We start from the raw sequence: 11,398 nt of genomic DNA, 5'->3' as shown, positions 1-11,398 counted from the left end.
GTGGGGGGACCGCTGCGGGGGCGCGGACGGCCGACGTTTCCATTTGCGAAGGACGCCACGTGAAGCGATCTGACATGGACGCCGCCCTCGACAAGCTGTACGCCCGGGTGCCGCAGCCCGGGTGCAAGGGGCTGTGCGTCGATAGCTGCGGTCCGGTCGGGATGAACCCGCGCGAGCACCAGCGCATCCGTGAACAGGGCGTGAAGATCCCGCACTACCAGGACGCGCTGGCCCAGCTCGTCGAGACAGGGGACTACACCTGCCCAGCGCTGAAGGACGGGCGGTGCAGCGTGTACGACGTCCGGCCGATGTCCTGCCACCTCTGGGGTGCGGTCGAGACGATGCCGTGCCCGTACGGCTGCCGGCCCGAGGAAGGGCTGTTGTCGGATGCGGAGGGGCACGCGCTGCTGGCGCAATCTCTCGATGTCGGCAAGCCGGACCCGCTCAGCGGGGAGGAATTGGAGCGTCTCAAGGAGAGGTTCGACAATCCACAGTTTCGGCGCACCGTACGCGAGTACGTGCAGGAGAACCGGCCGGCCGCGAACCCCGAGCAGGCCATCGAGCGCTGGAAGGGCAAGGCCGCCCAGTACGGCATCAGCCTGCCCGTCGCGCCGAAGAAGAAGCGGCCGCGCCGCCGGCGGGGATGAGGTGCGCCGCTATTCGGAGTCGTTCTCGTCCACCTTGGCCAGGTCTCGTTCGTCGAGGTACGCCTCCATGGCGTCGTTGAGGGCGGCCATGCCGCCCATCCTCTCCTGCTTGCACGCGGCTGCGAGTCTCGCTCTCGTGTTCCGCTTGAGCCGGATCGTGGCGCCGGGCGCAACAGGGCCTTCGCGAGGTGTGCCGACCGGCTGGCTGGTGTCGCGCGGCAACGAGATGTCGGACTTCTTGATCGGCTCAGGGAACTCTGCCTGGATGGGTGGCTGCAGTGCATCGCAGTAGGCGTTGATGGCGAGTTCCCACGCTTCTTGCGGGCCCATGCCGTCCGCTTCCAGGGCCTCGGTGAGGCGGTCGTCGAGGGCCCGGTACAGGTAGACGGTGGTGGGGACGAGGTTGGTCCAGCGGACCGCTCGGACGCGTCGCGGCCCAGTTCGGCGGCTTGATTGCGGTTCCGCTTTCTGTGGCTGCTCGGCGGTGAGGTCGTCGAACAGGGTTGGGCGCGAGTCCTGTGGCGGCTTCGGGGTGCGCGGCATGTGTGGCTTCCTGTGGCTGTGCTGTGCGTGTGTTCTCACCGTACGGGGTCCGCGTCGCGCTTGTCGTTGGGAGCGTCGCGGTATCTCTCGTTTCCCCAGCTCACATCAATTGACCCCCTGATTATATGTATCGCCCTACTTAATGTACTATTGGAGTGATCGCAGGATCCAAGATCAACTTTCCTTCGCCACCTGGTGGCATACCGCTACCAGCGCCAACACCACACTCTGAAAGGCGACCGCATGGAAACGCGGCTCTACACCCGCACCAACCCTGACAACGGGCAGATCGAAATCAAGCACTACCTGATCATCCCCGACGCCCGGCCCGACGACATCGGCCCAGTCTTCGAGACTCACTTCTGGGGGGCCGAGGCTCCGGCCGACTTCTTCACCGCCCACGACTACTACAACGACGTGGACGTGCTCTGCCTCGCGGACATCTACTGCCGCGAGATCGACGGACCCCTGCCCGGCTTCCTCGAAGCCACCTGGAAGGAGCGCGACGCCGAGGGCTGGGTCCTTCTGTCCGCGCCCGAACCACACGAGTACACCTGCGCAGGCTCTCCCGTCGCCGTCCTCCGCGCAGACGGCAGCAACCACATCGAAGTCGCCGCCCTGCCCGGCAGTCGCACGGTCGAAGGCAGCCTCGAAAAGATCACCATCGAAGAGGCCCAAGGGCTCATCAACAGCCTCACCGACGCCATCGAAGAGGAGAAATGGGCATGACCGCCCAGCAGTCCGCGGCCACCCCGCGCACACGCGAGGTGTTCCACCTCGGCCCCTACGCGTGGAACGTGAACGCCGCCATGCGCATCGTCGAGGGTCGCGAGCCCGACTACATCCAGGTCGAGAAGGCCGCAGCGCTACTGTGGCTGGTCTACATCAATGAGGCCCATGCCGCCACCGTGGACCTGACCCAGCCCTTGATCCTCGCCCCCTTCGCGGATACCGGAAACATCCCTATCGACGGCTGGCATCGCATCTGGAAGGCCAGATGTGAGGGGATCGAGACGCTTCCCGCGCTCGCCCTCACGCCCGATGAGGAGTTCCGGGTTCGCATGCACGGCGGAGACAAAGGCCCTGGCTATTACCGCTAATTGCGGTATCGCAATCAGCTTCCTCGCCCCGGCCGGCCATACGTCGGCCGGGCTCCCTCGACGAAAGAGAATTCTGTGAAGAAGCTCGCCATCCTCGACCTCGAGACCACCAGCCTCGACGAACGCCACGGCGACCTGTGGGAGATCGGCCTCATCATGCGCGACCTACGCCAGCCGATCAGAACCGACGTCGAATACTGGTGGCAAGTCCGCCCGGACCTCACCCTCGCCGACCCGAACGCCCTGAAGGTCGGCCGGTACTACGAGCGGTGCCGTGTCAGGCGTTCGCCCATCGGCGCGAGCCGGAGGCTCGCGCCCGCAATCAACCTCGGCAGTCCGTGGATCCACGAGCACACCGGCGAGCCCCCGGCGGAGGGCGACTGGTTCATGAACGACAACGCAGGGAGCATCGCCGCCACGGTCGCTCGTGAGTTGGACGGCGCCACGATTGTCGCCAATAACCCGACCCACGACCGCAAGTTTCTGGACAAGTTCCTGAGAGTCCACGGGCAGCTCCTCACCGCCCACCACCGCATGATCGACATCCGCGCCCTGCTGATCGGCTACGTCGATGGCCGGCTGTCCGCCTACGACGGAAAGGTGGACGAGGCGTTCGAGGCCGAGGCCGTCCCGTACGTCGAGGACTGGCTGGGCGGCTACATGGACAGCCCGGCGTGGGAGATCGTCGGCGTCGCCCAGGACCCCGGCACGAAGCACACCGCGCTCGGCGATGCCCGGCTGAACCGCGACGTGTACGACGCCATTCGGGGCAGCCGATGAGCACCGCCACCGTAAGCGGCATCCTGACTGCCGCCGCAGACCGCATCGAAGCCAGTGGATGGGCATCTCATCGCCAGCAGCCAGGCGTTCCGCTCAGCGACGCCATCGCGCTGGAGGTCCGTGACGTCCCCGGCCCCAACGCACTCGGAGCAGCGCTCCTCGCCGCTGCGTTCGCCGCGCTCGAGCGCCACATCTCGGCAGTGGGGTTGTCCGACTGGTTACGTGACCCCGACCGCGCTAAGGCCGATGTCGTCGCGGCTCTCCGCGGAGCTGCCGAGCAGGCTGCCCAGAACCAGACTGTTCCCTTCACCGAAAGGACCTCCTCATGAAGCCCACCATCCGCGTCGTCGTTTGCCTGGTGACACTGCTGCTCATGCTGGCGATGTGGCTGACCTTCGCGTACCTGATGAAGGACACCAGCCTCATCACCTGGATCCTCGGCCTTGGCCTGCTCGCCATGCTTGTCATGGGCAACTGGGTCACCGACCTGGCAGCGGACGAGCCGGCCGAGCGCGAGCCCGCGAAGGACAGTGAGAAGTGATGGCCGTTGACTTCAGCCACCTCGGCGTCACCGACGACCAGGCGCGCGGCCTCTTCAAGCTGGGCGCGGTCTGCGCGGCTGCCGAGTTCAAGTTCAACACGTTGTGGTGGGCGCTCGACCACTTCGAGAACGAGGACGGCCTGGTCGAGATCGGCGCGCAGGTCTGGGAGCGTATCGACGGGCAGCACGGGAGCGTGTGATGGGCGACAGCACCACACAGCGCGGTTCCCAGACACGGCGACGCTGACGGTCGGACCGGCGTAATCTGGTTGTGCGTATCTGCACAAATACGCGGAGAGCCCCGATGCCCCTCCTGGCGCCGGGGCTCTTTCGGTTTCTGGCTCGCTACCTTTTCTCCCGATCAGCAGACCCCTAATGTCTACAAAGGTTCCCGGTATGTATACTTCGGCCATGACGAAGCGAGGCCCTCGGGGTCCAGTGCCGATCTACCAGGTGATCGTCAACGCCATCAAGGACGACATCGCCGCCGGCAAGCTCAAGCCCGGCCAGGCGCTCCCCACGGAAGCCGAGATGTGCGCGACTCACCAGGCGTCGCGGCTGACAGTGCGCAGAGCCCTGGAGGTGCTGCGCGAGGCGGACGTCATCTACACCATCCGAGCCGATGGCTCCTACGTCGGCCCGCGCGACGCTCCGCAGATCCGCGAGCCGCGAGAGTTTGAGAAGATCGCCGCCGACCTCGCAGACGGCATCAAGCAGGGCGTTTACGGGCCGGATCAGGTGCTGCCGTCACAGTTGGAGTTGATCGAGCAGTACGGCGTGGCCAAGAAGACGGCCAGTGCCGCCGTGGCTTTGCTCCGTGAGCAGGGGTGGGTGTACACCGTGCCTGCGATTGGAACGTTCGTCGCAGCCCGCGATAAATGGCCTACGGAGAGTTGACCTTAGCGTTTGCTGAGAATGGACGCGGCGCGCGATGTAGCCACAATGTAGACACGGCTGCGTCGCGTGTCACCTTTATGTCAGCGACCAGTGCTGACCTGCTCTAATCCCATCTCGTAAATGTCCGCAGCGGTAGTGACGCCATTGATGCGCGGCCGCTGACGAACGATCAAGGACACCGTCGCGCACGCCGCTAGGCAGGCCCCTGCCATGACGGCGACGTCGATGCCGCCGAGCCTGCCGGTCAGGACGACGTGGACAACGGCTCCGACGAACGCCAGGTTGCCGACGACGAAGGCCGCCGCGAGGGCTGCCACCGCTCGGTTCATTGGTCCCGCCTTTCTCGTGAACGATTGCTTGAGCGTTCTATCATCCACGTCCGACAAGTGTGCGGCGCACCGGGGGCGTTCTTGTCAGGAGGCTCCTGAGTGGGTCATTCGAGAATCTGGCGCCAGTTCGTGTCAGAGAAGTGCCATGTCGTCAACATGCTGCCCGAAATTGTAGACAAGTGTCCGGTCAACGCACTTTTATGGTCACTCCATGGCGTGACGCCCCTGAGTGACCAAATGTCAACGGGTGTCCGCAACCCTTGGTTGTACCGATCCAATCCTGAAGGAGTCCAACATGTTCGTGGGAGCGCTTCCGCGTCTGACCAGGTACGCCATCGCTTTCGCCGCTGCGGGCCTGATCGCGTCAGCGTCCACTGTCGCCTACGCTGACGACGCCACCCCGGCTCCCGAGCCGGCCGTTACGGTCACTGAGCCGGCCCCGGCCCCGGCTCCGGAGACGGACCCCGCGGCCGAGGTGTCGTCGCCCACCCCCGACATCATCGATGTCCCGGTCGTGTCGGCGCCGAACTCGCACACGGGCGGCATGTAGACGGGCGTCGAGCCCGGAGGACAGGCAAGGACACCAGCCAGTCTCGGAGAAAAATGATCTGTCACACCATCCGCACGTGGCTGCTCAGCCTGGCCGTGATGTCGGTCGCGGGCTGGGTGACGACCGCTCTTGTGCTCCTCATCCTGCACGTCAATGAAGCGCTCAGTGTGGCAGCCGTCGTGCTGCTCGGCCTGTGGACGGCCGCCGTGCCCATGACTGCCACGTTCCAGCTCATCCGGTGGCAGAAGCGGGTCCGTGCGGCTCGGCGGACGCTTCTTCTCGCACAGCATCACAAACGTTTGTTCGAGAACATGCGTGGGGAGATCAGCTCTATCGCGCGCTGAACACCACAGCCGCGACGTCATCGGGAGGAAACGACGTGCCGCACCGGATCGCCAGCCTGAGCCTTGAGCAGGAACGCCTCTACCGGCACCTGCTGGCAACCGGACCCGCCAGCATCGGTGAGCTGGCGGAACAGTTCGGGGACCAGGTCCACGATGACCTGTACGAGCTGACGGTCCGGGGCCTCGTACACGGAAACCCCCTGATGGCGCGGCGCCCATCGATCGCAATGAACGGCGTCCTCACCGCACAAGAAGCGGAGCTTCGGCGGGTCCAGTCATACGTGGAAGAACTGGACCGCGTCTACGACAACGCCCACCAGCCTGACGGTGGGGACGCCATCACCGTATTGCCCAGCCGCGAGCAGGTCCAGCACTGGTACGAGACGCTGAACGCCACGGCCGAGGCGGAGATCATGCAGCTCGTCACACATCCGTTCCTGGAGCTCAAGTCACCCGAACGGACTGGCGAAACTGCGAGCGCGGATCTTGTAAACCACCCTGCGAAGTGCCGCGTCATCTTTGAGTGGAAAGCGTTCCAGAGGCAGTCGGCGATCAACGGCCTGTACCACTCCCTCGACCGGGGGTGCGAGATCAGGCTTGCCGACAGGCTGCCGCACAAGCTCCTCATCGGGGACAGGCGCATGGCGTTGACGCCCCGGTACCCACGGGACCGCGAGCGCGGTCCCATGCTGCTTGTGCATCCGGGCACGTTGGTGGACTTCCTCGTCCACGTCTTCGAGGCCGAGTGGGAGCGGGCGCTACCGCTACAGCCCGATCCCGGGCAATTCACCAGTTCCAGCGGCTTGGACGCTGACGAGATGGCGGTCCTGGAGATGCTAGTGGGCGGTGCTCCTGTCGAGCGCATCGCCAGCGCTCTCAAGGTGCATCCGCGTACCGTGAACCGACGCCTCGAAGGCATCAAGCGCAAGGCCGGGGCTACGACCCTGTTCCAGCTCGGCGCCTACGCGTCGCGCTACTGGCTGAACTAGCTACTCCGGCTTGAGGATCCGTAGCTGCGCGTTTGTCGCGTCGAGGGTTGCCTCGATTTGGGCCAGCATGATCGCCTCGATCTGGCTGCGTTGTTCTTGGGGAACGCCTTTCAGGCTTCGTATCTGGCGCAGCATCGTCTGAAGCTTCTGTTGCACGTGCTCGGGCGTGACGTCCGCGTCGATCCCGATGAGCGCGGGATCTGCCTTGGTTCGGTCTCGGATCCATTCGCGGAACAGTTCGGCTGCCGCTGGCCGACCTCGTTCGTGCAAGTCGTCCGGAGTGACGAGGGGCTCGTCCGCTAGGTCGTTGATGGCGGCTGCCATGAGCACAAGTTCACGGTCTTCTGGGATCTTCTCGCCGGACTCTATGCGTCGCCAAGTGGGCTCTGACAAAGCGTTGCCGGCCAGTTCCTTGGCGCGTGCGGCAGCGGCGCGGGTGGAGATGCGTCGCTTGAGCCCCCCCGGAGTGTTGCGGCGTTCAATGAGGTACTGAACTACTTCTGAGGGCTGGCTGAGGTCGGCCACGGCGAGTCGGGTGTCCCTTCACGGCAAGTGATGCGTCATACGAGTCTGGCGCAACGGTATCAACTGATGCGTCAATACGTCCTCTGTCATCGCAAAGTGAGTGATTACTCTGCGTGACGCAAGCGAGGTAGCTGCGATGACGCGCATGACGCGTCAGACGTTGCATGGTGCGTCACAACGCGATAGTGTCGTTATGTCGGTTCGATCGAGTGCGACCGAAATGAGAACGCACCGACGAAACACCCGGCAAAACCACCCCGAACCACGGAGCGTCATATCGCCATGCCCGAAGGCATCATCCGCTGGGAAGACCCGGCGCCCGTCAAAACCAGCACCAACAAGGAGTACGAGCCTGTAGCAGCCGAACTTCAGGACAACCCCCTCAAGTGGGCGGTCATCGCGGAAACCCCCGACACCCCTGACGGCAGGCGTGACGCCAACCGCCTGTATAACGCCGTCAAGAACGGCTACAAGGGGTTCCGCAACGACGAGTGCGGAACGTTCCAGGCCACCACCCGCACCGTGACCAAGGACGGCGGAACCAAGGTCGTCCTGGTCCACGCCCAGTACATCCCCGCCCGCTAACAGCGGTGCCGCATTCAGCATGACCGACACCACGCAAGCGCCGCCTCCTGACGACCTGGTGCAGCTCATCGCCACAAGAGCCGCCGAGCACTGGAACCACGACGCCAGATCAGCGCTCACCCGTCTGCTCGCCGACGTCCTCGGCGACTACGACGCCGCATACCAGCTCGTCGAGGAGACCGGCCGAAGGCTTCTGGCCGCCGAATACGAAGAGGACAACCAGTGACCCCACCGAGCACCGCGCTCCCCACCGAGCGGGAGCTAACCGACTACCCCGGCGCTCTCAAGATCGACGAACAGCAGCACACCCCACGCCGGCCCAGCGTGCGCGGCGGCACCCAGCTCGACCCGATGATCGAGGACGAGTACCGGTTCGGCTGGTTCGGCCAGGCCGACTATGACGGGCACCTCGGCGGTGGTGCGTGAACATCACCATCCGCGAGGACGAGCGCGACCAGTACGACCCGAGCCACGCCGTCCCCACCAGTGCGGGCCGCTACTACTGCGACCCGATGCTCGACCCGGACGACCCCAACCGGATGAAGATCTCCGTCACCAACGCCATCGACCAGCACATGATCGAGGCGCTGGCCCCGGCCGCCGCGAGGGACACCGCGATCTGGCTGATGGACAACCTCCCCGCCGCGGTCCGCGCGGCCGCCGACCCCGATGACATGGAAGCGTTCATCAAGCTGGCCAAGGCGCAGTACCGAGTCCAGTGGGACAAGAAGGCCGACCTTGGAAGCCGGGTCCACAACATCGCTGAGGCGATCAACCTCGGGGCCCCGTACATCCCGGACGAAGAGGCCGCCCCGTTCGTGGACGCCTACCTGGCGTTCCTGCGCGACTTCGGGGTGGACATCCGCCGCGACATCAAGGCGGCCGAGTGCACGGTCCTCAACCGCACGATCCCGTACGGCGGGACGAGCGACATCTGGGCCGAGTTGCGATTCCCCGGCCCGACATCGCCGATCATCCCGAAGTTCAAGCCCCGCGCGGTGCCAGCCGGCCCGATCCCGACGCCGTCCGGTCTGTGGCTCGTAGACATCAAGACGAGCCTCACCAAGCCAGCCAGCGCCGTCTACGAAGACCACCTGATGCAGCTCGCCGCGCTGCGGAACGCGGAAGTTGCGCTCATCTGCCCGCCCGAGTGCACGTACGGCGAGAGCGAGACCCACGACGCCAGCCACGAGTTCGCTGTCCCGCCGTTCGTCGGGACAGCGATTCTCAACCTCCGCACGAACGGCTACGGCTTCGTGCCGCTCCCCGCCGACGCCGACGCGTTCACCGCGTTCTGCGGGCTGCTCCCGCTCGCGCATTACGTCCACGGGCTCGAAATGCGCGGCTTCAAGCCGATCCAGCCTCCGAGCAAGACCACCACCAGGAAGGACGCCGCCTGATGCCCATTGACCCCTCCGTACTGCAGCGCCGCCACTGGCAGGACGGCCGGATCCGCCTCGGCATCAAGAAGATGAGCCGGAACGGCAAGGAGTACCCCAGCAAGATCGACACGTTCCGGTTCACGTCGCCGTCCGAGGACATGATCCGGGGCGTCGCCGAGAAGTACGGCGGCGAGGTCAAGCCGTGGAAGTCGCCGCAGGGCCCGCAGTTCGAGGTCATCACCAACGCGCAGCGCATCCCCGTCATCGTTCCGCCCAACGGACTGAGCCAGAACATGGAGCTCTGGGACGGGAAGCTGTGCATCCGTCGCTGCACCGGCGTCGCGATGCAGGCGCCGTTCGTCGGACCGTGCCTGTGCGGGGCGGACGTCGAGCTTAAGAGACGGCCGTGCAAGCCGCACACCCGACTCGGTGTCTTCCTCAAGGAAGTGCCCAGCCTGGGCCTGTGGCGGCTGGACAGCAAGGGCGGCAACGCTGCGGCCGAGCTGCCCAACGCCGCCGAGTTCCTGGCACACGCAGGGACCTACGTGGACGCCTGGCTGTACGTGGCCGAGCGCACCGGCTCGTTCCTCGACCCGAAGGACGGCGTGGTCAAGGCCACGACGTACATGGTGCCCGGTCTGACGATCGAGGGCATCGGGTTCGACGAGCTGATGTCGGGCGAGGTCGCGCGCCGTGCAGAGCTGGGCCGTGGTGGCGGTGGTCAGCGGGCTATCGAGGCCGCGCCCGCGACCGACTACCTCAAGATGATCGAGGCGGCCACCGACCGCGACGCGGTCGTGGCCATCTGGAGGACGTCCAAGCTCGACCCCGCCTGGCAAGGCCGAGGCGAAGAAGTGGAGGCCGCGGCCAAGGCCCGCGTCGCCATCTTCCCCCCGCAGCCGGACAAGGGCGCACCACAGGGACAGCCCGCCCCGGCGGCCACGGAGCCCCGTGAGCCCATGTACGAGTACCTGGAGGAACCTCCTGAGAACCCGCCGCCTGGCGGATACCCGCAGGACCCGCCGCCGGCGCCGACCGACCCCGAGGCGGATCGGATCCGCCAGCACATTATGACCGCGTGGTCTGGCACGACGAGCCAGCTCCACACCGTGTTCCGCGACCGCACCGGCACCACGATGAAGGCCGCGACTCTGCAGCAGCTCCTGGAGTTCGCCGACCACCTCGGGCAGCCCGCGGCGGGTCAGATCGCTGATGAACCGCGCAAGGCATCCGAGCGCGCGGAAGCGCTCCTCGAGGCCGCCCGCGAGCAGAGCACCGCGGCGGCGGACGACGGTGAGGACATCGTGGACGCGGTGGTCGTCGAGGACGAGGAGCAGCCGAAGCCCACCGCTAAGGCGCTGCGCGACCTCGGCATCTGGTTTGGCGAGGCGGGGGTTACCGGCCGCACCGGCAGGGGCTCGGCCGCGAAGAACGATGAGGCTCGGTTCGCCTGGATCACTGAGCACCTGGGTGTCACCGTCACCTCGACGAAGGAGCTCAACGCCGCGCAGGTGAATGACGGGGTCAAGGTGCTCATGCAGCAGGCCGCCGCCCGCCGCAAGGACCTGCAGCAGCGCATCGTCAACGTCTGGTCCGACCTCGACGGCAACAACCAGCAGCTCTCCGCCAAGTTCGAGCTGCATATGGAGAAGCCGGTCGCTGAGGCCACCAATGCCGACCTCGCCGCCTTCCTCCAGAAGCTCACCAACAGCGAGGTCGCCCCGGACGGCGGCCAGTGATGCGCCTGAACAACGACCAGCGGGCAGCGCTTCGCGCCGACCGACTCGCCCGAGTCAAGCGCGAGCGCGAGCAGCGTGCCACCACCTTCGCCGAGGTCGCGCGCCACGCGGGAACGTGCCGGGACCGCCGCAACTGCCTGCTCTGCAAGGCGTTCCGGCTGCTCGTCGAGTACATGCCCGGACCCACCTTCCGCGAGGACTACGCCGATGTCCGCCGTCAGCTCGACGAGCAGCGGGAGCGCCTGGAGCGGATCCGCGATGTGCACCAGGACCTGTCCGAAGCTGCCCGTCTCGGAACGCCGCTGGCCCGCACGGTCCACGACGCCGCTTGGGTCGTCCTCGTCCGCCTCGCCAACGCCTGGCAGGGCGAGGAGGCCGAGGATCCGTACGCCCCGCTGAAGCCCGACTACTTCGCCTGACCAGTCCCCGGCTCGGCGTCGCGCAGTG

At 66.1% G+C, this 11,398-nt stretch carries 20 protein-coding genes; 17 read left to right on the top strand and 3 right to left on the bottom strand.

Translation table 11 applies throughout. The features are described from left to right. The first annotated feature begins 59 nt into the window (after positions 1-59). Positions 60-647 (top strand): YkgJ family cysteine cluster protein, encoded by a 588-nt coding sequence (locus ACBJ59_RS57295; protein ID WP_375118408.1) that lies wholly within the window; start codon positions 60-62, stop codon positions 645-647. Between the two features lie 9 nt (positions 648-656). Here the strand turns inward: ACBJ59_RS57295 and ACBJ59_RS57290 are convergent, their stop codons facing one another. Then, complete coding sequence (locus ACBJ59_RS57290; RefSeq protein WP_375118407.1) at positions 657-1,190, bottom strand: hypothetical protein; 534 nt, start codon at positions 1,188-1,190, stop codon at positions 657-659. 243 nt (positions 1,191-1,433) lie between these two features. Between ACBJ59_RS57290 and ACBJ59_RS57285 the strand changes: the two genes are divergently transcribed. From ACBJ59_RS57285 to ACBJ59_RS57255, 7 genes are all read left to right on the top strand, one after another. Next, complete coding sequence (locus ACBJ59_RS57285; protein WP_375118406.1) at positions 1,434-1,919, top strand: hypothetical protein; 486 nt, start codon at positions 1,434-1,436, stop codon at positions 1,917-1,919. Beyond that, positions 1,916-2,290, top strand: a complete 375-nt coding sequence (locus ACBJ59_RS57280; protein ID WP_375118405.1) for a hypothetical protein — start codon at positions 1,916-1,918, stop codon at positions 2,288-2,290. Before ACBJ59_RS57285 ends, ACBJ59_RS57280 begins: the two co-directional genes overlap by 4 nt. Before the next feature lie 75 nt (positions 2,291-2,365). Further along, complete coding sequence (locus tag ACBJ59_RS57275) at positions 2,366-3,070, top strand: hypothetical protein (protein ID WP_375118404.1); 705 nt, start codon at positions 2,366-2,368, stop codon at positions 3,068-3,070. Next, positions 3,067-3,399 carry a hypothetical protein gene (locus ACBJ59_RS57270; RefSeq protein ID WP_375118403.1) on the top strand — a complete coding sequence of 111 codons (333 nt, stop codon included), beginning with the start codon at positions 3,067-3,069 and terminating at the stop codon, positions 3,397-3,399. Before ACBJ59_RS57275 ends, ACBJ59_RS57270 begins: the two co-directional genes overlap by 4 nt. Beyond that, positions 3,396-3,611 carry a hypothetical protein gene (locus tag ACBJ59_RS57265; protein WP_375118402.1) on the top strand — a complete coding sequence of 72 codons (216 nt, stop codon included), beginning with the start codon at positions 3,396-3,398 and terminating at the stop codon, positions 3,609-3,611. Before ACBJ59_RS57270 ends, ACBJ59_RS57265 begins: the two co-directional genes overlap by 4 nt. Continuing rightward, positions 3,611-3,811, top strand: a complete 201-nt coding sequence (locus tag ACBJ59_RS57260) for a hypothetical protein (protein ID WP_375118401.1) — start codon at positions 3,611-3,613, stop codon at positions 3,809-3,811. Before ACBJ59_RS57265 ends, ACBJ59_RS57260 begins: the two co-directional genes overlap by 1 nt. Positions 3,812-4,022: 211 nt before the next feature. Further along, positions 4,023-4,508 carry a GntR family transcriptional regulator gene (locus ACBJ59_RS57255; protein WP_375118400.1) on the top strand — a complete coding sequence of 162 codons (486 nt, stop codon included), beginning with the start codon at positions 4,023-4,025 and terminating at the stop codon, positions 4,506-4,508. Between the two features lie 80 nt (positions 4,509-4,588). Here ACBJ59_RS57255 and ACBJ59_RS57250 read toward each other — a convergent pair whose 3' ends face one another. Next, positions 4,589-4,837, bottom strand: a complete 249-nt coding sequence (locus ACBJ59_RS57250; RefSeq protein WP_375118399.1) for a hypothetical protein — start codon at positions 4,835-4,837, stop codon at positions 4,589-4,591. 295 nt (positions 4,838-5,132) lie between these two features. Here ACBJ59_RS57250 and ACBJ59_RS57245 point away from each other — a divergent pair, with 295 nt between their 5' ends. The 3 genes from ACBJ59_RS57245 to ACBJ59_RS57235 are packed head-to-tail and all read left to right on the top strand — an operon-like array spanning position 5,133 to position 6,720. Continuing rightward, on the top strand, positions 5,133-5,387 hold the full coding sequence (locus ACBJ59_RS57245) for a hypothetical protein (RefSeq protein WP_375118398.1): 255 nt from the start codon (positions 5,133-5,135) through the stop codon (positions 5,385-5,387). A 53-nt stretch (positions 5,388-5,440) separates the two neighbouring features. Then, on the top strand, positions 5,441-5,731 hold the full coding sequence (locus ACBJ59_RS57240) for a hypothetical protein (protein ID WP_375118397.1): 291 nt from the start codon (positions 5,441-5,443) through the stop codon (positions 5,729-5,731). A gap of 35 nt (positions 5,732-5,766) precedes the next feature. Beyond that, on the top strand, positions 5,767-6,720 hold the full coding sequence (locus ACBJ59_RS57235; RefSeq protein WP_375118396.1) for a LuxR C-terminal-related transcriptional regulator: 954 nt from the start codon (positions 5,767-5,769) through the stop codon (positions 6,718-6,720). Here the strand turns inward: ACBJ59_RS57235 and ACBJ59_RS57230 are convergent, their stop codons facing one another. Then, positions 6,721-7,245 (bottom strand): hypothetical protein, encoded by a 525-nt coding sequence (locus ACBJ59_RS57230; protein WP_375118395.1) that lies wholly within the window; start codon positions 7,243-7,245, stop codon positions 6,721-6,723. A 282-nt stretch (positions 7,246-7,527) separates the two neighbouring features. On the opposite strand from ACBJ59_RS57230, the gene ACBJ59_RS57225 reads away from it, so the two are divergent. Genes ACBJ59_RS57225 through ACBJ59_RS57200 form a run of 6 tightly spaced genes read left to right on the top strand, consistent with a single transcriptional unit; the run spans position 7,528 to position 11,370 of the window. Continuing rightward, positions 7,528-7,830, top strand: coding sequence for a hypothetical protein (locus ACBJ59_RS57225; protein WP_375118394.1), 303 nt, complete (start codon positions 7,528-7,530; stop codon positions 7,828-7,830). A 19-nt stretch (positions 7,831-7,849) separates the two neighbouring features. Further along, positions 7,850-8,056: a hypothetical protein gene (locus ACBJ59_RS57220; RefSeq protein ID WP_375118393.1), complete on the top strand. Its 207-nt coding sequence runs from the start codon at positions 7,850-7,852 to the stop codon at positions 8,054-8,056. Further along, complete coding sequence (locus tag ACBJ59_RS57215) at positions 8,053-8,256, top strand: hypothetical protein (RefSeq protein ID WP_375118392.1); 204 nt, start codon at positions 8,053-8,055, stop codon at positions 8,254-8,256. Before ACBJ59_RS57220 ends, ACBJ59_RS57215 begins: the two co-directional genes overlap by 4 nt. Then, positions 8,253-9,230: a hypothetical protein gene (locus tag ACBJ59_RS57210; protein ID WP_375118391.1), complete on the top strand. Its 978-nt coding sequence runs from the start codon at positions 8,253-8,255 to the stop codon at positions 9,228-9,230. The genes ACBJ59_RS57215 and ACBJ59_RS57210 overlap by 4 nt, the downstream gene beginning before the upstream one ends. Beyond that, entirely contained in the window at positions 9,230-10,951 is a 1,722-nt protein-coding gene (locus ACBJ59_RS57205; RefSeq protein ID WP_375118390.1) for a hypothetical protein, read from the top strand. Before ACBJ59_RS57210 ends, ACBJ59_RS57205 begins: the two co-directional genes overlap by 1 nt. Next, positions 10,951-11,370 carry a hypothetical protein gene (locus tag ACBJ59_RS57200; RefSeq protein WP_375118389.1) on the top strand — a complete coding sequence of 140 codons (420 nt, stop codon included), beginning with the start codon at positions 10,951-10,953 and terminating at the stop codon, positions 11,368-11,370. The genes ACBJ59_RS57205 and ACBJ59_RS57200 overlap by 1 nt, the downstream gene beginning before the upstream one ends. Positions 11,371-11,398: the final 28 nt, after the last annotated feature.

Origin of the sequence: Nonomuraea sp. MTCD27 (assembly GCF_041950495.1) — a bacterium.
In the GTDB taxonomy this organism is placed as follows: domain Bacteria; phylum Actinomycetota; class Actinomycetes; order Streptosporangiales; family Streptosporangiaceae; genus Nonomuraea.
The sequence above is the reverse complement of the archived record's forward strand: the minus strand, read 5'-3'. Positions and strand labels throughout refer to the sequence as shown.

Coding starts and splice junctions, on each gene's coding strand:
- ACBJ59_RS57290 (WP_375118407.1), bottom strand. CDS start 1,190: ATGCCGCGCACCCCGAAGCCGCCACAGGACTCGCGCCCAACCCTGTTC.
- ACBJ59_RS57285 (WP_375118406.1), top strand. CDS start 1,434: ATGGAAACGCGGCTCTACACCCGCACCAACCCTGACAACGGGCAGATC.
- ACBJ59_RS57280 (WP_375118405.1), top strand. CDS start 1,916: ATGACCGCCCAGCAGTCCGCGGCCACCCCGCGCACACGCGAGGTGTTC.
- ACBJ59_RS57270 (WP_375118403.1), top strand. CDS start 3,067: ATGAGCACCGCCACCGTAAGCGGCATCCTGACTGCCGCCGCAGACCGC.
- ACBJ59_RS57265 (WP_375118402.1), top strand. CDS start 3,396: ATGAAGCCCACCATCCGCGTCGTCGTTTGCCTGGTGACACTGCTGCTC.
- ACBJ59_RS57260 (WP_375118401.1), top strand. CDS start 3,611: ATGGCCGTTGACTTCAGCCACCTCGGCGTCACCGACGACCAGGCGCGC.
- ACBJ59_RS57255 (WP_375118400.1), top strand. CDS start 4,023: ATGACGAAGCGAGGCCCTCGGGGTCCAGTGCCGATCTACCAGGTGATC.
- ACBJ59_RS57250 (WP_375118399.1), bottom strand. CDS start 4,837: ATGAACCGAGCGGTGGCAGCCCTCGCGGCGGCCTTCGTCGTCGGCAAC.
- ACBJ59_RS57245 (WP_375118398.1), top strand. CDS start 5,133: ATGTTCGTGGGAGCGCTTCCGCGTCTGACCAGGTACGCCATCGCTTTC.
- ACBJ59_RS57240 (WP_375118397.1), top strand. CDS start 5,441: ATGATCTGTCACACCATCCGCACGTGGCTGCTCAGCCTGGCCGTGATG.
- ACBJ59_RS57225 (WP_375118394.1), top strand. CDS start 7,528: ATGCCCGAAGGCATCATCCGCTGGGAAGACCCGGCGCCCGTCAAAACC.
- ACBJ59_RS57220 (WP_375118393.1), top strand. CDS start 7,850: ATGACCGACACCACGCAAGCGCCGCCTCCTGACGACCTGGTGCAGCTC.
- ACBJ59_RS57205 (WP_375118390.1), top strand. CDS start 9,230: ATGCCCATTGACCCCTCCGTACTGCAGCGCCGCCACTGGCAGGACGGC.
- ACBJ59_RS57200 (WP_375118389.1), top strand. CDS start 10,951: ATGCGCCTGAACAACGACCAGCGGGCAGCGCTTCGCGCCGACCGACTC.